The sequence below is a fragment of the Treponema berlinense genome, from assembly GCF_900167025.1.
Taxonomy (GTDB): Bacteria; Spirochaetota; Spirochaetia; order Treponematales; family Treponemataceae; genus Treponema_D; species Treponema_D berlinense.
The window spans coordinates 263,243-283,434 of sequence record NZ_FUXC01000001.1 but is presented as its reverse complement, the minus strand read 5'-3'; the positions used below and the strand labels follow the sequence as shown (position 1 = coordinate 283,434).

Below are 20,192 nucleotides of genomic sequence, written 5' to 3'. Positions count from 1 at the left end.
AAAATGAATTTTACTTTTAAGAAAAATTTTATCTTTTTCATTTTATTGACTTTTTCAGTTCTATCTGTTCAGGCAAGCGGAAAAAGAGACAAGCTTTTTGAGACTGTCGAGACAGGAACTGAAAAAGAAATAAAATCTGCGCTCAAAAAAAATCCAGATTACGCAAATATAAAACGCGGAAAAGAAAAAGAAAGCCTTTTGATGAGCGCATTAAAAGAAGACCGCGGCCTTTCTGTCATCAATATTCTGCTAAAATATGGCGCAGATCCAATGCAAAAAGATGCAGAAAAGCGAAATTCGATAATGTATGCGGCAAAATATTCATCTTCTCCAGAAGTTTTAGAAAGGCTTATCAAGGACAATTCGATTTTTAACTTTTCAAGACGAAAAAAAATTCTAAAAACCGACAAAAACGGAAAAAACGCTTTCGACTATGTGCAAGAAAATTCTTCGCCGAACGAAATGATTGAAGTCTTGAGGAAATTTATAAAAGAAAAAACTGAAGAACCAGAAGAAAGTGAACAGATTTTAGAAGAAGAACAAAAAAAACAGGAAGAAGCTCAAATTCCCGAAAATATAAAAACAGAAGAAACTGCCCGGAAAGATGAAAAAGCAGAAATAGAACAAAAGACAGAAAATCCAAAACTGCCGGAAGAAAACGCAGAAAACAAAAAAAACGAAGAAAACGGCAGTGCAGAAAACATAAGCTTGAATCCTATTTTGCAGAACGAAAACGAAGTTAAAGGCGAAAATTTGACTTTTGCGCCGCAGAACGAAGATAAAACAAGTTCTACAGAAAAACGGCAGGAATTTGAAAGAAAAATTGAAATTTCCCCATACGAAAAAACAAACCTTTTCGATTATGCGTTGGAAAATGACAGCAATGAAGTTCCGCAAAAAAGCAGCCCTTCTATTTTAAGAAAGTTTATAGAAAACGCAGACGAAAGGGACAGCGAAGGCCGGACAAAACTTATGAACGCCTCAAAAAAAGGAGATTTGAGTCTTACCGAGGATTTAATTTTTTCAAAAGCGGATGTAAATGCAAAGGACGATGACGGATGGACTGCGCTTATGTTTGCCTCAAGATTTTCTGAAAACGACAAGATTGTAGAAAAACTAATTGAAAATGGAGCCGACATAAAGGCAAAAAATAATTACGGTGTAAGCTCGCTAAAACTTGCATCAAGTTTTTCAAAAAATTCAAAAATCGTTTCTCAACTGCTTTCGGGATATGAGATTTCTGACAGCGAAGTTCGTTCATCTTTTATAAACGCAATAACCGAGGAATCTCCTTCTCAAATACTGGATGCTTTTTTTGAATATGGACTTCCGGTAAATTCTTTTTATGACGGAAAAACTCCTCTTATGTACGCGGCAGAATCATGCAAGGATACAAAAATTATTCAATGGCTCTTGTCGAACGGAGCAAAAATCAACTATAAGACAGATTCTGGGCTTACAGCCTTTGATTTTGCAAAGAAAAATAAAAAATTAAAACGCGACTCCGTTTTCTGGAGTTTGGGAAATTTCTAAAAAAATTATTTAAAACGATTTGGAGCAAACAATGAGAATTACCGGTGGTAAATTAAAAGGAAGAATAATAAAGTGTCCAGACGGAATAATCCGCCCGGCAATGGACAGAATGAGGGAATCTGTTTTTGCCGTTATTGGCGATTTAACAGGAAAAAGCTGGCTAGATTTGTTCAGCGGTTCGGGAACAATTGCAATTGAAGCCGTGAGCCGAGGAGCAACAGAAGTTCAACTTTGCGAAAAAGACAAAATCAAAATTAAGACGGTTTTGGACAACGTTTCTGTAACAGAAAAAGAATGCGGAGTAAAAATCGGCTGCCACTTTATGGCAGTAGAACTTTTTTTAAAGCGCTGCCGCGATAAATTCGACTTTATATTTTTTGATCCGCCTTTTCCATACAAATTCAGAAAAGATTTAATAAAATCAGTAGATAAATATTCACTTTTAAATCCAAACGGAACTGTTTTAATCCACTACCCCGAAGAAGATCCTCTTCCAGAAAAAATCGGAAACCTAGTCCTTACAGACCAGCGCGTTTACGGACGCTCGCTTGTCAATTTTTACAAAAAAGAAGGCACCAATCAAGAAGTTCAGCAATAACAGAAAAATAATTTCCTTGACTTTGATTTTTTTCGTGCTAGAATTTATTTAAGTTAAAATATAAAGGTAAAAAAGTGAATGTCACTTCAAAAAAATGCTTTTCTCACGGCAGTTGAGTCAAATCGACCTCCTGATGGTTTTATAAAAGTTACAGATTCTCCATTAACTTCACTGTCTTCCGAACAGAAAGTCATATTGAACCGCAAGGGCAATGAGCTTTTTAACAATGGTAAAATTCAGGAAGCCGCAAGAATATTTATTACAACCGGCTATTCCGACGGACTTACCAGAGTTGGAGATTTATTGAGCAAAAAAAATCAATCGCTTAAAGCCTTGAAATTTTATATTTTAGCAAAAAACAAAAAAAAATGCGAAGCCATTTACGAAAAAATCGCAAAGGTGATTTCGGTTCTTGAAAAAGAATAAAAAACACAAAACCGCTGAATTTTAAAAATAGAATTGTACTAGGAGAGCGCAAAATGTCCGATGTAAAAAACGAAACTGTAATTGCAAATCAGTCAGAACAAAAAGAAGCAGAAAAAATTGCAGAAATTTCAAAAAAAGGTTATCAGCTTTTAAAAGAAGACAGGATTGAAGACGCAATTGCAGCATTCAAATCAATTTTGCAGATTGAAGATAACAATAATTACGCTCTTGTCGGACTTGGAGATTGTGAAAGAAAACAAAATCACTTTAAAAATGCAGTCAATTTTTATTCAAAATGTCTTTCTGTCCACCCTGGAAACAATTACGCTCTTTTTGGACTTGCTGACTGCTATAAGGCTTTGAACAAGTATCACAAGGCAATTGAAATCTGGGAGCAGTATCTCATACACGATGACAGAAACATTACCGTCCTTACAAGGGTTGCCGACGCCTATAGAAAAATCCGCGACTTTAAAAAATCAAAAGAAATGTATCTTAAAGTTCTGGATATGGAAGACAAAAACGCCTATGCCCTCATTGGAATCGGACATCTCTATTACGATTTTAAGGAATATAAAGACGCGCTTTACTACTGGACAAAAATGCTTGAAATAAATGCAGACGCAGTTGATATTCGCGTCCTTACTTCAATCGGAAACTGCCACAGAAAGCTAAAGACATTCGACAAAGGAATTAAATACTTTGAGCGCGCGCTGGAAATGGATCCGGAAAATTTCTATGTTCTTTTTGGACTTGCCGACTGTTACCGCGGAATGAACCAGCAATACCGCTCAGTTGAATATTGGAACAGAATTCTAAAAAACGATCCTGACAATAAGGTAATCCTTACACGCGCAGGAGATGCTTACAGAAACACAGGCGATTACAAAACGGCGGAAGAATACTATAACCGCGCAATGGAAATCGACTTTGACATTTACGCAGCCCTCGGACTTGCCCTAATCTGCAAAGGTGAAGGAAATTTCGACGAAGCAATTGAAAGGCTGAACAATTTAATCAAAAACGATCCAAAAAATTACCGTCTTTACATAGACCTTGCCGACTGTTATTTAAAAATAAATGACAAAAATAAGGCTGTTGAGGTTTTAAAGACTTTTCAAAAAACAGGAACCAAAAGCACTGCAATTTCGGAAATGTTAGGCAAAATAATTGAAGGAAAGCCTTTAAATTAGTTGAAAAAAGCATTATTTTTCTAGGTAGAATGAACGAAAAAATAGCAGTTTCAGGTCTTTTGCCTGAAGAAATTTCAGAACAGTTAAATATTACTCCGGCTTTCCGCGGAAAACAGATTTTTGAATGGATTGGAAAAGGCGTTGACAGTTTTGACGCAATGACAAATTTAAGCCAGGTGCTTCGCAATTCACTTTCCCAAAAAGCAGTCCTCAGATGCTGCGAGGTTTCTAAAGTTTTAAAAGATCCGGATGGAACCATAAAGCTTCAGATTACTTTGAACGACGGACTTGCGGTCGAAACAGTTTTGCTTACAGATAAAGAAAACCGAAAAACAGCCTGTGTAAGCTGTCAGGTCGGCTGTGCAATGAACTGCGCTTTCTGCCAGACAGGACACCTTGGACTTGCAAGAAGCTTGACAGCCTCAGAAATCGTTGAGCAGTTTTTGTACCTTGAAAAATATGCAGGTCCGCTCGACAACATTGTATTTATGGGAATGGGAGAACCAATGATGAATCTTCCGGCAGTCAGAAAGGCAATTTCCGTCTTGACAGATAAACGGGGCAGAAACCTTTCTGGAAGAAGAATTACGCTCTCGACGTCTGGAGTAATAAAAGGAATTTATGATTTAGCGGACAACGGTCCTTTAATCAGGCTCGCAGTCTCGCTCACAACAGCAGATCCGCTTCTCCGTGAGCAAATAATGCCGATTACAAAGACAAATCCTCTTGAAGAGCTCCGAAAAGCAATAGATTACTATGCAAAAAAAACAGGAAAACGCGTAACTCTCGAAGCCGCCCTTCTTCATGACACGAACACGAGCGCAGAATCGGCAGAAAATATGATAAATTTTGCAAAAGGAATAGATGTAAACATCAACCTTATTCCATGGAATCCTGTCGAAACATTGCCATTTACAGAGCCTTCAAACAATGAATGCCATCGTTTTGTCGAAAAACTTGAAAAAGCAGGACTAAACGTAACACTGCGCACAAGACGCGGACGGGAAATCGGAGGAGCCTGCGGTCAACTTGGAAAAACACTTTCTGATAAAATCGTGGAAGGAAAAAAACTTTCAGGAAGCAAAAAATACGGAAACGGAGAAGATTAAGGAACTATCTATTTGGAGGCTTTTTTGGTTTCCTGATATTTTTTAATATAAAAACAAAAGTTATTTGAATAACTTTCAATTATTGATATAATAATTGAGGGATTTTTTTAAGATACCGCGATTTTTATTAGTCTCGCAGGAGAAGATTTCTTATGCAGAAAAAAATATATGTTGTTGGAATGTTTGATGCTGATACATGTGCAAAAGTAGAAGCGGCAGTAAAAGCTGTTGCAGGTGTAACAAACTGCGTTGCAAATGCAGACAAATCACAAGTTCTTGTTGACTTTGAAGGTTCTGCCGAAGACGCAATAAACAGCGCTATTTCTTCTACAGGTGTTGAAGTACTCAATTAAAATTATTTTTTAAGGAAGTGTCATGCTTAAAGTTACGGTTTTAGACGGTTATGCAGCAAATCCAGGCGATTTGGATTGGAGTATTTTTAAGGATATTGCAGAATTGACGGTTTATGACCGTACTCCACCAGAACTTGTTGTTGAAAGAATCGGAGATTCCGATGCGATTTTTTTAAACAAAGTAAACATCACTAAACAGATAATTGAACAGTGCCCAAAGCTAAAATACATTGGAGTTATGGCAACTGGATATAATGTTGTAGACACAAAAGCTGCAAGAGAAGCCGGAATTACAGTAACAAATATTCCTGCATATTCAACAGATTCTGTCGCACAGCATACATTTGCCTTGATTTTGAATTTTACCAATCAGGTTGAGCAGCATTCACAATCCGTTCAAAACGGAGATTGGATAAAAAGCCCTGATTTTTGTTATTGGAAAAGTCCATTGACAGAACTCAAAGGCAAAACACTGGGAATTTTTGGCTTCGGCTCGATTGGACAAAAAGTCGCAGAAATTGCGCATGCCTTTGGAATGAATGTAATCATTCACGTTCATTCACCAAATTCTTTTAAGGGAAACGAAAAAACTGTTTCTTTAGATGGACTTTTTGAACAGAGCGACTTTATCACCCTTCACGCGCCAATGACTGCCGAAACATCTCAGCTGATTAACAAAAATACTATTTCCAAAATGAAAAAAACTGCCGTCATAATAAATACAGCCCGCGGCGGCCTTGTAAACGAAGGTGATTTAAGACAGGCCCTCGACGAAGGTCAGATTGCCGGTTATGCGGCAGATGTAATCGGAACAGAACCAATGAAAAACGACTGCCCTCTCTACAAGGCAAAAAATTGCGTTTTGACTCCGCACATTGCCTGGGCACCGCTGGAAGCAAGACAGCGCCTTTTTAAGATTGCCCTTGAAAATTTAAAGGCATTTGCTGCCGGAAAAAGCATAAACGTTGTTAATTAGAATTCTTGTATTGTATTTTCCTTGCAAAAACGGTAAATTATTTAAAAATACTAAAGAATTTTAGAGGTACTAAAGATGGGAAAGACAATTGCTCAGAAAATTTTTGAATCGCATTTGGTAGATACTCCGTTTGAAGGAACTTATGTTTTAAAACTTGACCGTGTATTCTGTCACGAAATTACAACTCCAATCGCAATAAATGATTTGGTAGAACGCGGCAAAGACAAGGTTTTTGACCCTACAAAAATCAAGGCCGTAATCGACCACGTAACTCCTGCAAAAGACAGCAAAACTGCAACCCAGGGAAAAATATTAAGAGATTGGGCCCGCCGTAACAATGTAAAGGACTTTTTTGACATTGGCGCCAACGGTGTTTGCCACGCAATTTTCCCGGAAAAAGGCTTCGTTCGTCCAGGTTTTACAGTAATCATGGGCGACAGCCACACTTGTACACACGGAGCATTCGGTGCTTTTGCAGCCGGAGTTGGAACTACAGACCTTGAAGTTGGAATTTTGAAGGGCGTATGCTCATTCAAAGAGCCAAAAACAATAAAATTCGTACTTAACGGAAAACTCAAGGAAGGTGTTTACGCAAAAGACGTAATTCTTCATTTGATCGGAAAAATCGGCGTAAACGGCGCAACAAACTGCGTAGTTGAATTTACAGGTCCAATCGTAGACAACATGGGAATGGAAGAGCGCATGACTCTCTGCAATATGGCTGTAGAAGCCGGCGGTACAAGCGGAATCTGCTTCCCTGATGAAAAAACAGTTGAATACCTTTGGGAATTCATCAAAGACGAATATAAAACTAAAGAAGACGCCATTGCCGATTATGCAAAATGGCGCGATGACGAAGATGCAGTTTACGAAAAAGTAATAACAGAAGACCTTTCTAACCTTGAGCCAGTATGTACAATCAACTACAAACCGGATCAGATTAAAAATATTTCTGAAATGAAAGGCACACGTGTTGATCAGGTATACATTGGCTCCTGCACAAACGGACGTATCTCCGACCTTCGCATTGCAGCAGGAGTATTAAAAGGTCACCATCTTGCAGACGGAGTACGCGGAATCGTTTCTCCTGCAACTCCAAAAATCTACAAAATGGCTGTAGCAGAAGGCTTGATTGACATCTTCCTTGAAGCAGGATTCTGTGTAACAAATCCTACCTGCGGAGCCTGTCTTGGCATGTCGAACGGAGTACTTGCTGAAGGTGAAGTTTGCGCTTCTACAACAAACCGCAACTTTAACGGACGCATGGGAAAAGGCGGAATGGTTCACCTTATGAGCCCGGCTTCTGCCGCTGCAACAGCAATCGCAGGAACAATCACAAATTCAGAAAATTACAAAGGATAAAATAAAAGGCAGAGGATAATTTTCATTCTCTGCCTAAATGGGAGAAAATTATGAAAGCATTCGGTGGACCGGTACTTTTTTTGGATCGTTCAGACATTAACACTGACGAAATCATTCCTGCAAAATATTTGACTGAAATTTCAAAACAGGCTTTAAAACCATACTGTCTTGAAGACCTTAAACTCGATGGATTCGATGCAAAACGCGATGTTCCAGGAAAAAAAGTAATAATTACCCGCGAAAACTTTGGTTGCGGTTCAAGCCGTGAACACGCGCCATGGGCTCTCGAAGTAAACGGAATCTATGCAGTAATTGCTCCGAATTTTGCAAGAATTTTCAGACAGAATATGTACAACTGCGGTCTTCTTGCTTTGGAAATGCCAAAACGCGAAATTGACGACATGTTCCGCACATTTGCTGATAAGGAATGCGAATGTAAAATCGAACCAAAAGATGACGGCACATGGAAAGTAAAACTTATCGCCGGCTCTCTTTCAAAAAGTTATCCTTTTAAGCTTGAAGGTTTTGAAAAGGCTCTGATTGAAAATGAAGGCTGGATTGGCTACGCTGAATCAAAATACTAGTTTTACATTTTTATAAAAAAAGGCTGTCTTGGAAAACTTTTCTAAGACAGCCTTTTTTTCTTTTAATGATGTTTTATTGTTTACAGCTATTCTATTTTTCGATAAAACCGCGTTTTTCCAGCTCATTTAGAATTAAATCCACAATCTGCTCTGGAGAATAATTTGCAGTGTCTATTATCAAGTCGGCAAAGTCGTATTTATTGTTGTCAATTTCGTAGAGTTTTTTATAACGCCGGCTGTCTTCGCTGTCGCGCATTGCCGTAAAACGCGCAATTTCTGCAAGATCGCCGCCTTCACGGTTAAAAACGCGCCCTGCCCTGGTTTCATCGCTTGCATAAAGATAAACTTTTAAATCTGCAATTTTTAGCATCCAGATTGCAAGACGGCTTCCAAGAACGCAGCTTTCTTTTTCTGCAAGTTCAACCTGATGAGTGTCCACATATTTGTCATAAGAATCATCATTCTTTGCATTTTCAATTACCTGGGCAAGAGTAAGACCTTTTTCCGCGGCAAGCTGTCGGAAAGTATAATTGATTAGTTTAATTCCAAGTTTTTGGCTTAAAAGAGTAGAAACCGTTGTATTTCCGCAGCCAGATTTTCCGCTGATTGCAACGCGAAGTTCTTTTTTTAATTTCATTTTTTTCTCCAGTTTTAGTTTTGGTAGCTTTTCAGGCAAAGCAAAAATTATTCTACATTTTTACTCTGTTCACGGATATTTTCAAGGGCATCTTTTGCATTTATGACCATCTCGCCTACTTCCGTAAACTGATTTTTTGAGCCGATTGTGTTTATTTCGCGGTTTGCCTCCTGACAGATAAAGTCAATGCGTTTTCCAGGAATTGGATTTTGCAAGAATTCGTTGCGCATTGCAGAAAGATGGCTGTGAAGACGAATGATTTCCTCGTTGATCGTGTATTTTATCATCATTGAGGCAACTTCTGTCATAATACGGTTTTGGTCTGCGCTGTCTCCCAAAAGCTCGTTAAAGCGGGTTGTAATCTGTTCCCTAAATTTCTGTTCCATTTTTGGCTGCCATTCCTTAAAGAAAGAAGCGCACTTGTCGAGAATATCAAGTTTTTTTAGAAGATCTACTTTGAGATTTTCTCCCTCGCGTTCACGGTCAGACACAAACTGTTCAAAAACCTCGTTAAAAACAGGCTCGATTTTTGACCAATAAACTTCGGCATCATATTCATGAGTGATATTTAAAACTCCGTCCTGAGACACAATCAGAGAAAGAGGAATTGAAGAAGCCGGATAGCCAAGAGCCTCGCTTACTTTTGCGATTGCATCGCGATACATTAAAGCCGCGGCAGGGTCAGGATTTACCTTTGCAGTAGAATTCATGTCTTTTACGCGGATTGTAAGGTCGATTTTTCCACGCACGATTTTAGAAGAAACGATTTTGCGGATTTTTGATTCAAGGGGATTTAAGAACGAAGGAATATTCACATTCAAATCCAAAAAACGGTTGTTCACGGATTTTATTTCGACGCTGATTTGAGTATTCTCGACTATGGTTTCCTTAAATCCATATCCTGTCATGCTGTTCATAAATTTTTATCTCCATTTTATTGTTAAATTTTCACTGTAAAATTGCATTGGACTAAAAAATTGTCAGTTTTTTGTTTCAAGCATTCTTAGAACTTTTGTTCCAACCTGCCAGTTGTTTCCGGCGCCCATTGTCACAAAAATATATCCGTCAGGATAATCGCTTCCAGAAGGCTCGGAAAGCATTTTAAATGCAGTTTTTGCGGCCTCATCAAATTCGCCGCAGTAAGTTACGTCCTTATGATATTTTTTTGCGTGTTCAGAAAGGATTTCGCCGCTGACCTTTGCGCAGGAAGCGTTTTCGCGGGCACTCGCATAAATTTTATTGATGATAACCTTGTCGGCACTTTCAAAACTGGAAGCAAATTCTTCAAGCAAAGCCGCCGTTCTTGTGTATGTGTGGCTCATAAAGTCAACGATAATCTTGTGTCCCTTATAAAAATTGCGGAAACCTTCGAGCGTCGTCTTGATTGCTGTCGGGTGATGTCCGTAATCGTCAATAAAGATAACTTCCTGCCCAAGAGGAGTTTTTGCACGTCCTACTATTTCGCTTCGTCTTCTTCCGCCGGTAAAACTTAAAAGGCCTTCTTTGATTTTTTCTTTGCAGGAAGACAAATCTTTTCCGTAAGTTTTTAAAAGCTCGCAGTTTAAGGCAACGGCGGCGGCAGAATTGCGGACATTATGCTTTCCGGGAACGCAGATTGCACATTCCCCGAGACACGCAACTTCAAAATATTGCTTTCCGCCTTCGACCCGGCCGAATTTTAAGCGATAGTCGCCATCCGCATTCTCGCCGTAAGGAATCATTTTTATGTCAGGACGTTTTTCAAAAGCGATTTTAGCAGTCTCCAAAGCGCCGCTGTCATCGGCGCAAAAAATCAGCTGTCCGCCCTGAGGCAAAAGACAGATATAATCGACAAAAGCGCGCTGAATGTCTTTAAAGGTCGGATAATAATCCTGATGATCGCTTTCGACAGAGGTAAGAATAATTTTCTGCGGAAAAAAAGACATAAAGTGTCTTTGATATTCGCAGGTTTCAGCAATAAAAAAAGATTTTTTTAAGGGAGAGACTTCTGCAGAAACCGGACTTGTATAAGTGCAGCCTCCAAAAGACGAAATTATGCTTCCTGCAAGGACTGCGCCAGGAAAATCAAGTTTCTTAAAAATAGAGCCGCAAAGGCCTGTCGTTGTAGTTTTTCCGTGAACTCCACAGACTCCGCACGAATAAGCATTCTTAGAAAACGCTCCAAGAGCCTGAGTATAAAGCAAAACAGGAATTCCTCGTTTTACGGCTTCTGCAAGGTCAGGATTGGTATCCGGATTATATGCAGAAGAGTAAATTACAAGCTGAACGCTGTCCGTAATATTTTGGGAACTAAAAGGCAGAGCCTTAATCTTTAGCTTGTCAAGAATTTCGTCAGTGTAAAAACGTTCAGAAACATCGCTTCCGGTAATTACAGCTCCGTGGGCATGTAAAATTTCAACAAGAGCAACAACACCAGTTCCTTTTATTCCGACACAATGAATATGAAAACCTTTCAAATTGGAAGGCAAAACAGAATCACACATTTTATTAAAAATTCCAAAAAAATAAAATTAGCGGCAAAAGCAAAATGCCCAAGCCGACATAATATTTTACTTCTTTTGACGAATTGCTTCAATTCACTGTATAAAAATGTATAAAACAGGTCTTACTTTTCCGTGCCTTTTGCTATTTCAACAGCGCTTGTCAAAAAACCCGCAAGGCTCTGAATATCAGACGGAATTATGATTTTTGAGGCTTTTCCGTCGGCGGCCTTTTCAAATGCCTCAAGAGAGCGAAGACGGATTGTGGCGTCATCAATATTCGCCTCACGCAACATTCTTAAGCCCTGGGCCTTTGCCTGCTGAACTTCAAGAATCGCCTCTGCCTCGCCTTTTGCCTTTTGAATCGCCGCTTCTTTTTCTGCCTCCGCCTGAAGAATCATGGACTGTTTTTTTCCTTCGGCAATGAGAATATCGGACTGCTTTTTTCCCTCGGCAATCAAAATCTGCTCGCGTCTTTCACGTTCCGCCCTCATTTGCTTTTCCATGGCTTCGCGGATTGCCTGTGGCGGCTCAATGTTTTTTACTTCGACGCGGTTTACCTTTATGCCCCAAGGGTCTGTGGCTTCGTCAAGAATTGTGCGCATTTTTGTGTTTATTACGTCACGGCTTGTGAGTGTCTCGTCAAGTTCCAGTTCACCAATTATATTGCGCAATGTTGTTGCAGTAAGGTTTTCGAGAGCGTTCATTGGATTTTTGACACCATAAGTATAAAGCTTTGGATCTGTTATCTGGCAATAAACAACGGTATCAATCTGCATTGTAACATTATCTTTTGTAATTACAGGCTGAGGAGGAAAATCACGCACATCTTCCTTTAAGGAAGCACGTTTTGCAATACGGTCAATGAGAGGAATTTTAAAATGAAGACCAACCTGCCACGTTTTTGAATACGCACCAAGACGCTCAATTACAAAAGCCTGCGACTGCGAAACAATTCTAATGTTCGCGATGATAAGAATTACGATTACGGCACAGATTCCAGCGATTACAAATATCATTTTTGACTCCCATAAAAAGTCAAGATTAAAATTTCAGTTTTAATCTTGACTTTTTAAGTTGTTTCGCAACAAAGTGAGAAACAACAGATTATAAGAAAGTTTGCAACGCAAACTTGTTAAAGATAAAAACAGACGTCATTTTGGCTGTTTTTATCTTACACTCCCTGCTAAATTTTTTGCACGATTAAAGTATTGCCTTCAATTGAAACAACTTTACATTCACTTGCTTCCAAAACCTCAGAACCATCCGCGGTTTTTGCAGACCAGATTACTCCGTTAGCAACCTTTACTTCTCCTTTCTGGAATTTTAAAATCGGCTTTACAACAAGTACAGTCTGTCCTTCAAGAGCGTTGACATTGGTTTCAATTTTTTTACCAAGAAATTTCTTTACAACGAACGAACGCGTAAAAATTACAAGAACAAGCGTAATCCCAGTAAAAATAAGAACCTGCCACTGCAATGCAAGACCTGTGCGCGAAATAAAAATCATAGGAAAAGCCGCTAACGCAGCCCAGATTGTCGTAAGCGCAAGGGTTCCTGCTTCGATTAAAATGAGAATTAGCATAATGCCAAGCCAGATCCATGAAGAATAATCCGCAAAAAATTCACTCATAAAAAAATTATATCACGTTTTTTGTTGTCCTGCTTAATTTTTATGGCAGGCGGCATTTATTTTTTTATAATCTTTTTTTCCAGTTTCCGGTTCTGTATTCCGCGAACGAAATTACAAAGTTCATGAACCAGCCCATCGGAACGGAATACCAGACCCATTCAATTCCGAACCGCGGAGCGCATACGACCGAGACAACCACGCGGATTGAAAGATTGATTAAATTTGCAAGCGTAAATACTTTCATGTCGCCCGCTCCGCGCAAAAGTCCGTCGCAGGCCATTTTAAATCCTATCCAGCAGTAAAAAAATCCTTCAAAGCGCAGCGCGGCCTGTCCTGTGCGCAGAGCAGTCTCGCTTCCGCCGTCCCCGGTAAAAAGAGAAATCAGCAGACGGTAAAAAAATTCAATGCACAGGCAGAGCGTTACCGCAAAAAACGCGACCATAAGATTCGCCGCACGGTAGCCTTTTACAACGCGCTCCGGTTTTCCTGCCCCTATATTTTGCGCCGTGTAAGACGACATTGAATTGTTCAACGCCGCCATAGGAACAATCGCAATCGACGCAATGCGGCTGAACGCAGAATATCCGGCAAGCGCTTCCGAGCCGAAACTGTTCACAACGGACTGAACCAGCATCATCCCGATAGAAACGGTGGACTGCTGTGATATAGAAGGAATCGCGATTTTCGCCATTGATGAAAGCTCGCGTCCGTCAAAAAATCTGAATTTCCTGTAACTTCCGCGGCTCAGCTTGCCGTCACAAAAACTTGCGCCGCCAGACATTAAGACTGCGCCATCGGAAGTTTCTTCGGCCGCCGAAACTCCATCTTCTGAATCCTTGAATTTCCCAAGCGTGCGCATAAAAACCGCGAACGACAGAACGCACGAAAGCCCCTGGGCAATCAGCGTGGCCCATGCCGCTCCTGCAACTCCGGTCTTAAATACCGCTACAAACAGAAAGTCCAGCACGACATTCAGAACTGAAGAAAAAATCAGAAATAAAAGCGGAATCCGCGAATTTCCAATCGCATTGAACATCGAGGAAATCACGTTGTACATGAACAAAAACGGCAGGCCCAGAAAATAAATCCGCAGATAGACAAGAGCCATGTCCAGCGCGTCTGAAGGAGTCCTTAAAAGCACAAGAAGCGGACGGTTTATTACAATTCCCACCGCGCCAAGAAAAACGCTGATACCCAGAAACGTCAAAAACGCAGTGCTGACCGCAGTCTTCATCGCAGAAAAATTGCGCGCGCCAAAATACTTGCTCACAATCACCGAAGAGCCGACACCGCCGCCAATCGCCACGCAGATAAAAACAACCGTAAGCGAATAAGACGCGCCGACCGCAGCCAGTGCCTGCTCGCCCACAAACCGCCCCACGACCGCCGAATCGACCATCGTGTAAAGCTGCTGGAACAAATTGCCAATTATAATCGGAAGTGAAAAAACAAAAAGCGCATAAAACGCCGGCTTTGAAGTAAGATAATCGCTTTTCATATTAAAACAAAAAAATCCTCCGGAATGAACGAGCCTTGATGCAAGTGTCCATTTTGCTCCTCATTTTAATTCTGCTTTTGAAAAGATATTTAATAATTTCAAATATACATTTAATATTTTTGTTTCACCTAGTTTAATTTTAAATATTTTATAAACAATTTTTGATAATTTGGATGCCCATTTACATAAGAAATAAAATCCGTTTTTGTTAATGAATAATTATTATTTTTAATATGCGGTAACAGATTTTGTGAAAAATTTTTTATAAAACTCTGATATTTTTGCTCTAATTCTAAAACAAATTGTGAAACATCTTTTCCAAATAAAAAACTTGTTGATTTTAATAATGTAGATTGAATAGTAAGAATTTCATCCAAAGTCTTAACTGAACTTAAAAAATCTTTAGGTATTGTCTCTTCATATGAATTTGCCTTATTAAACATGCTAAACCAAATTTGAAGGTTACAATATGATAATTTTATTTCATCTGGATTTTGTTTATCTGGTAATGTTTTAAGTTTTTCAATTGCATTTGAGAAGTTTATAATTTTTTCAATAATACAATATATCTCAAATCTCTTTTCGAAAACTGCAATTTTATTTTGTTTTTCCATAATCTTATATGGGACAAAAATTGCTGCAAAAACTGATATAGAGGCAAGCACTAAAGAAACAATATCTGAAATTGATATAGGTTGAGATAATATATCAATAATTTGATTTAATAATTCAGGAACAGTTTTTTCCAAATTTCTATTCTCCTAATTTCTTTGAAATAATGTAGTCTGTCATTTGCTTCAAGAATTTTTGTTTTACTTTGGAATTATTAAGGAATCCTTTTTTTAAACCAGTTTTTATTGCCCACACTGTATAAGGGTGATTCCCAGGTTCAGACATATCATTGTTGTATTTTTCAGTCCAAAAGTAATCTCTTGACAATAACCAAGCCCTATACAAGTGATAAAAAATCTTTCTATCTATTTTCTTTTTGTATAACATATAACAAGCAGTTTCTAATTCACGTTCCAGTTTCCATTTTGCTTTTTGAGAAGATTCTTTATCGGTTTGATGCTGCAATTCCTCATTAGAAGATTCTAATCTGTCATACATTGTAATTAATAAATCAAATCTTTTTTGACTCTGATCTCTAATAACAACATAAATAGATACAATAAGAGAAATTATAGCAATTGAAAGTGAAACTATTTCTGAAACACTCAATTTTATTCTCCAAGTTTTTCGCATAATGGCAGCATTTTTTCGATTGCGACTACAATGCGTTTTTGTTCGGCAAGAGGCGGAAGAGGGATAACACCTTTATACAATTTATCATCATTTATTGCCGGATATGCAACACCTTTCGAATTTTCTGTATCATTTGCGTAATTATCAAATGATGGTGAAAGTAAATAATAAAATAAATATTGATTATTTATTTGAGGATAGCAAGCTAAAACTGCAAATCCAGTACTTGCGATAGGCTCTTTTTCAAAGTCCTTATCAATAATGCACATGTTATGTAAGTACGGCCTTACGGTCGCATAAATAATATCACCCCTTTTCACAATTTTTCTTGCCCTTGAAGGAGCCTGCTCTGGTGAAACAAAGTTTTCTTTATCATTTAACTTTTGATGCAGATTATCTATTGAACCAATATCAATATAACTGAATTCTTTATCAGGTGTTTTTTGACCGTTGTTATAAACAATTTTCCCCAATCTGCACCAGCACCAATTTTCCGGTATATCAAAAGGAATCTCATCTTCTTTAATGTCACACGGATTCGAGCCAGCTAACGCTGTCTCTTTTTTGGATTTCTTCTTTCCAGATTTTGCGTTAGCAAAATCCAATCCGTGTGACAATTTTTTCTTCCGTATTTCTTTCAGCAAGTCCCGTGCGTTTCCCTCAGCGGCAATTTGGGGCACAAGTTTTCCCTGGACGGCTTCCTGCAGGATTGCTTTTTTTGTGAGTGTGCCGATTTTTTCATTAATAGCTTTGAGTTGTGTTTCTTTTTTGCCGTATTCTTCTATGAGCGGCATGAATTTTTCGATTGCGGCGACAATGCGTTTTTGTTCGGCGAGTGGAGGTAATGGAATTGGAAAATTTCGCATTGCTGCTAATGAAACATTTTTTATTGTTGTTCCGGTAGCTTCTTCATTTGCATAATCTAAAAAGTATTTAGTTTTAATCAACCAATAAATATAAATTTTCATTTCATTTTTGATAAGATTAAAATAACAAGCACTCTTACCTAATATGATTTTTTCACTTTCATAAAAAGCAATATTTCCAAGAGTTCCATTTATTGATACAAAAACAGTATTATTGTTTAGTTCTTTCTTGTATTTTTCATATTCAGATTGATTGACTTTTTTTGTATCAGGTTTTATTTCAATTTTCCCATTATTCAAATTATTTCCATTTACAAAATAATAATTTCCTGAAATATCATAATTAGGAGTACCATGTATTCCATCCCCTAAAATAGAAACAATTTCACCCAATCTACACCAGCACCAGTTCTCTGGAATCTCAAAAGGAATCTCATCTTCTGTAATTTCTGGCAATTCTTTTTTTGTCACACTGATTTGTGATTTACTACGTAAATCACTTTTTTTAGTTTTTTTATCCTTTCCATCGCAAATTCCGTAGGAATTTGCAAATCCGTGTGACAATTTTTCTTTCCGTATTTCTTCCAGCAAATCCCGTGCGTTGCCTTCACTTGCAATCTGAGGAACTAATTTCCCCTGCACTGCTTCCTGTAAAAGTGCGTTTTTTAAATCTTTGGCAGTCATAATGCCACCTTAAAATTCAATGAAGAGTTTACATAATCCATTTTTGAAGCAAGGTCAGCAACTTCTTTTTCAATCCAGCCGATACTTTCTAACAATTCAGCGTGTAGAATCGTAAGATTTTTAAAATGGTTTATACGCTCACAGTGAGAAATTCTATTTCGAAGAATTCTGAAGCTTTCAAATCTTTTTTGCATATTTTTGGCAGTACGCATAAATTTTGGGCAATTTGGAAAAGCGTATCTCAACACATATCCTTGAAAAGGATACTGTGAAAACTTCTTGGAAACAAAGGATGTCCAAAAACCAAGACTTAATTCTGCAACAATTCTGTCATGCGTAACAATATGCCGGTGTAATTCTATGGTTTGCTTTGCATTAAAGATTTTCAGTTTGCTTTTTGAGTCTAAAGGGAGAATATCCATCCATTCTTGACCATTAGAATAGTCTGTAAGAGCTTTATCTATTGCATTACGCAGACTGACTTCAAAAAAATGCAGCAAAGGGTAAAAAGAGCGGCATATTTCAATATTGTTCAAATAATTGCTTATCGTCATCTCATTTGTGTTGCCAGCATACGCTTGCAAACGAATTTGTGTAAGTGTATTTTCTATGCTGTCAAATTGCTGTTGGTTCATATAGCTTCTATTTTACTTGATTTTTTGGGAAAAATACAGTACATTACTCACGTAAGCCGCGGGATTCCTTCTCCCTGCCTTGAGCAGGTGGTTCATCGTATGATGACGCAGGGACCGCGGACTGTTTTTTTTATTACATCTAGTACAGTTCCCCTTCTTTTAACTTATAGCATCTGTTCTTATTCCCGCCCATTGCTTCAAGGTAGCCGAATTCGGTCAGCTGGCGCAGGTAACGCTTGGCTGTTGTAGGTGCAAAATCAAAATGCCGCACAAGTTCCTCTGTAGTGATTTGGGATTTATCGCTCATAAAATGTAAAATATCGACCAGTTTCTCGGCTAAAGTTGGCTTTACAGACCACTTATCGACCATTTCCAGTTTCAAAAGCGATTTATCGACCATTTTCTCATTATTTTCGCTCATGGAAGCCTTAAACTGTTCAATTTCTTTTTGCAGATGTTTTGCATGAAGGTTCAACATAAAATCAATAAAAATACTATCATCATCTTTTTCCCGTGAGTCTATGAGAGCCTGAATATATTCCGCCGCCATATCTGCCAGATTTTGTAATGATTCCTTTTCCCTTTAATGTATCATTCCATTCTTTTATAGAAAATGTAAATGCATTAGTTCCAGCTTCACTTTTAAACGTATCGAATTCGCTACGTTTAAAATCCGGATTGTGAAGGCTTTCCCATAAACCTAAAAATTCGACTATATCCCGACCTCGAAGCCATGTGTGAATAGTTATACGGGGATCTGCGCTTCTATATCGTGCTATATCTGTAAGTGAAATAAATTCATTTTCAAAATCAGTTGTATAGATACCGATTTCAATTCCTTTTGCATGAATTGTTTCTTTTATTATTTTTGCCATTATAACTCCCCCTTCTGTGCTTTCTGATGAAGCTCTGTAATCTGTGCAAGAAGATTGTCTATATCAGCATTAAGCTTTGAGCGCTTTTCTTCATAATTCTGTATTGTTTCTGCAACGCTTAAGATTTCTTCTTCTTCGTGAGGATAGCCGCATACATCAAAGTTGTAGTTTGAATCAATAAGTTCCTGAGCTGTAAAACACTTTGCTTTTGGATTTCCTTCTTGGTCCGTAATTTCTTTACGGTCATTCCACCAGGCAATACAGTCATCAAAGTGCTTTAATTCCATCGGCTTTGTTTTGCTAAAGTGTTTGCGATCGCTTGGAATGTCTACACGGTAGAACCATGTCTTTCCTGTTGGTTCTTCGTTATTAAAGAAAAGAATGTTTGTTGTAATACTTGTATACGGGCTGAATACACTTCCTGGTAAACGCACAATTGTGTGAAGATTAAAATCTGTAAGAAGCTTTTTCTTAAGATTATTCTTTGCATTATCGTTTCCAAATAAGAATCCGTCTGGAACAATTACTGCTGCACGACCTTCTTTCTTAAGGCGGTACATAATAACCGCCATAAATAAATCTGCAGTTTCGCTTGAACGTAAGTCTGCCGGGAAGTTCTGTTTTATATCGTCCTTTTCACTTCCGCCGTATGGTGGATTCATAAGAATTACATCAAAAGCATCTTTCTGGGTATAGTCCAAAAGTTTATAAATAAGTGAGTTTCCATGGTATACCTTTGGACTATCCAATCCATGCAAAAGCATGTTTGTAACACAAAGCATGTAAGGGAACTGTTTTTTCTCTACTGCATAAATTGAATTATAGATTTTTTCTGAGTCTTTGTTTGAAATGCTACCTTTAGCATCTTTTACTTCTTCAAGTTCTTTTATCCAGCTGGAAAGGAATCCACCAGTACCGCAAGCAAAATCTGCCATTGTTTCGCCTATCTGCGGCTTAATCATTTTTGCCATAAATTGAGTTACAGCACGTGGTGTATAGAATTCACCGGCACTACCTGCGCTCTGGAGTTCTTTAAGAATTGTTTCGTAGATTTCACCAAAAGCATGAGTTTCTTCGTAGCTTCCAAAATCAAGTTCATCAATGATGTTTGCAATTTGGCGGAGCAGTACACCGTCTTTCATGTAGTTGTTTGCATCTTCAAAAGTTGTGCGTACAATACTCTGGCGGATTGGTGTGTCAGGTGAGATTTCAAGATTTTTTAGAGTTGGGAAAAGCTTATTGTTTACAAAGTTCAAGAGTTTGTCACCAGTAAGACCATCACCTTGATTTTCTGTATGTGCCCAGTTACGCCAGCGAAGTTCTTCTGGGATTATCGATTCATATTTTTCATCTTCAAATTCCCAGTCTTCTTCTTTTGCGTCATATACTTTTAAGAAGAGCATCCAGGCTATCTGTTCAATTCTCTGTGCATCACCGTTAATACCGGCATCGTTACGCATTACATCACGAATACGTTTTACAAAACTACTTAAGTTGCTCATATA

General features: G+C 38.3%; 22 protein-coding genes. 9 read left to right on the top strand and 13 right to left on the bottom strand.

The window, feature by feature from the left end:
• The first annotated feature begins 3 nt into the window (after nucleotides 1-3).
• The 9 genes from B5D47_RS01255 to B5D47_RS01215 all read left to right on the top strand — a co-directional run bounded on the left by B5D47_RS01255 (nucleotide 4) and on the right by B5D47_RS01215 (nucleotide 8,134).
• Complete coding sequence (locus B5D47_RS01255) at nucleotides 4-1,533, top strand: ankyrin repeat domain-containing protein (RefSeq protein ID WP_078930004.1); 1,530 nt, start codon at nucleotides 4-6, stop codon at nucleotides 1,531-1,533.
• 31 nt (nucleotides 1,534-1,564) lie between these two features.
• Nucleotides 1,565-2,131: a 16S rRNA (guanine(966)-N(2))-methyltransferase RsmD gene (gene rsmD / locus B5D47_RS01250; RefSeq protein WP_078930003.1), complete on the top strand. Its 567-nt coding sequence runs from the start codon at nucleotides 1,565-1,567 to the stop codon at nucleotides 2,129-2,131.
• Nucleotides 2,132-2,209: 78 nt separating this feature from the next.
• Nucleotides 2,210-2,557, top strand: coding sequence for a hypothetical protein (locus tag B5D47_RS01245; RefSeq protein ID WP_078930002.1), 348 nt, complete (start codon nucleotides 2,210-2,212; stop codon nucleotides 2,555-2,557).
• 53 nt (nucleotides 2,558-2,610) lie between these two features.
• Nucleotides 2,611-3,750 (top strand): tetratricopeptide repeat protein, encoded by a 1,140-nt coding sequence (locus tag B5D47_RS01240; RefSeq protein WP_078930001.1) that lies wholly within the window; start codon nucleotides 2,611-2,613, stop codon nucleotides 3,748-3,750.
• A 29-nt stretch (nucleotides 3,751-3,779) separates the two neighbouring features.
• Nucleotides 3,780-4,859, top strand: a complete 1,080-nt coding sequence (gene rlmN / locus B5D47_RS01235; RefSeq protein WP_078930000.1) for a dual-specificity RNA methyltransferase RlmN — start codon at nucleotides 3,780-3,782, stop codon at nucleotides 4,857-4,859.
• Nucleotides 4,860-5,011: 152 nt separating this feature from the next.
• Complete coding sequence (locus B5D47_RS01230; protein ID WP_078929999.1) at nucleotides 5,012-5,212, top strand: cation transporter; 201 nt, start codon at nucleotides 5,012-5,014, stop codon at nucleotides 5,210-5,212.
• Nucleotides 5,213-5,234: 22 nt separating this feature from the next.
• Nucleotides 5,235-6,188 (top strand): D-2-hydroxyacid dehydrogenase, encoded by a 954-nt coding sequence (locus B5D47_RS01225; RefSeq protein WP_078929998.1) that lies wholly within the window; start codon nucleotides 5,235-5,237, stop codon nucleotides 6,186-6,188.
• A 75-nt stretch (nucleotides 6,189-6,263) separates the two neighbouring features.
• The gene (locus B5D47_RS01220) at nucleotides 6,264-7,550 is read left to right on the top strand and encodes a 3-isopropylmalate dehydratase large subunit (protein ID WP_078929996.1); all 1,287 of its coding nucleotides are present in this window, start codon (nucleotides 6,264-6,266) and stop codon (nucleotides 7,548-7,550) included.
• Between the two features lie 50 nt (nucleotides 7,551-7,600).
• A complete protein-coding gene (locus B5D47_RS01215) occupies nucleotides 7,601-8,134 on the top strand; it encodes a 3-isopropylmalate dehydratase small subunit (protein WP_078929994.1) in 534 nt (177 codons plus the stop codon).
• 91 nt (nucleotides 8,135-8,225) lie between these two features.
• Here B5D47_RS01215 and cmk read toward each other — a convergent pair whose 3' ends face one another.
• From cmk to B5D47_RS01150, 13 genes are all read right to left on the bottom strand, one after another.
• Entirely contained in the window at nucleotides 8,226-8,771 is a 546-nt protein-coding gene (gene cmk / locus B5D47_RS01210) for a (d)CMP kinase (protein ID WP_078929992.1), read from the bottom strand.
• Between the two features lie 47 nt (nucleotides 8,772-8,818).
• Entirely contained in the window at nucleotides 8,819-9,688 is an 870-nt protein-coding gene (locus B5D47_RS01205) for a YicC/YloC family endoribonuclease (RefSeq protein ID WP_078929991.1), read from the bottom strand.
• A 63-nt stretch (nucleotides 9,689-9,751) separates the two neighbouring features.
• Nucleotides 9,752-11,254 (bottom strand): UDP-N-acetylmuramate--L-alanine ligase, encoded by a 1,503-nt coding sequence (gene murC, locus B5D47_RS01200; RefSeq protein ID WP_078929989.1) that lies wholly within the window; start codon nucleotides 11,252-11,254, stop codon nucleotides 9,752-9,754.
• Between the two features lie 122 nt (nucleotides 11,255-11,376).
• Nucleotides 11,377-12,270, bottom strand: a complete 894-nt coding sequence (locus tag B5D47_RS01195; protein WP_143592567.1) for an SPFH domain-containing protein — start codon at nucleotides 12,268-12,270, stop codon at nucleotides 11,377-11,379.
• 167 nt (nucleotides 12,271-12,437) lie between these two features.
• Nucleotides 12,438-12,884 (bottom strand): NfeD family protein, encoded by a 447-nt coding sequence (locus B5D47_RS01190; RefSeq protein ID WP_078929988.1) that lies wholly within the window; start codon nucleotides 12,882-12,884, stop codon nucleotides 12,438-12,440.
• Nucleotides 12,885-12,948: 64 nt separating this feature from the next.
• A complete protein-coding gene (locus tag B5D47_RS01185; protein ID WP_078929986.1) occupies nucleotides 12,949-14,382 on the bottom strand; it encodes an MATE family efflux transporter in 1,434 nt (477 codons plus the stop codon).
• Nucleotides 14,383-14,510: 128 nt separating this feature from the next.
• On the bottom strand, nucleotides 14,511-15,131 hold the full coding sequence (locus B5D47_RS01180; RefSeq protein ID WP_078929985.1) for a hypothetical protein: 621 nt from the start codon (nucleotides 15,129-15,131) through the stop codon (nucleotides 14,511-14,513).
• A gap of 4 nt (nucleotides 15,132-15,135) precedes the next feature.
• Entirely contained in the window at nucleotides 15,136-15,603 is a 468-nt protein-coding gene (locus B5D47_RS01175) for a hypothetical protein (protein WP_078929983.1), read from the bottom strand.
• Nucleotides 15,604-15,605: 2 nt separating this feature from the next.
• Nucleotides 15,606-17,177 (bottom strand): restriction endonuclease subunit S, encoded by a 1,572-nt coding sequence (locus B5D47_RS01170; protein ID WP_078929981.1) that lies wholly within the window; start codon nucleotides 17,175-17,177, stop codon nucleotides 15,606-15,608.
• Complete coding sequence (locus tag B5D47_RS01165; protein ID WP_078929980.1) at nucleotides 17,174-17,812, bottom strand: hypothetical protein; 639 nt, start codon at nucleotides 17,810-17,812, stop codon at nucleotides 17,174-17,176. Before B5D47_RS01165 ends, B5D47_RS01170 begins: the two co-directional genes overlap by 4 nt.
• 139 nt (nucleotides 17,813-17,951) lie before the next feature.
• The gene (locus B5D47_RS01160) at nucleotides 17,952-18,362 is read right to left on the bottom strand and encodes a helix-turn-helix domain-containing protein (protein WP_234969866.1); all 411 of its coding nucleotides are present in this window, start codon (nucleotides 18,360-18,362) and stop codon (nucleotides 17,952-17,954) included.
• A complete protein-coding gene (locus B5D47_RS01155; protein WP_078929978.1) occupies nucleotides 18,313-18,687 on the bottom strand; it encodes a KilA-N domain-containing protein in 375 nt (124 codons plus the stop codon). Before B5D47_RS01155 ends, B5D47_RS01160 begins: the two co-directional genes overlap by 50 nt.
• Nucleotides 18,687-20,189, bottom strand: a complete 1,503-nt coding sequence (locus tag B5D47_RS01150; protein WP_078929977.1) for a type I restriction-modification system subunit M — start codon at nucleotides 20,187-20,189, stop codon at nucleotides 18,687-18,689. Before B5D47_RS01150 ends, B5D47_RS01155 begins: the two co-directional genes overlap by 1 nt.
• Between the last annotated feature and the right edge of the window lie 3 nt (nucleotides 20,190-20,192).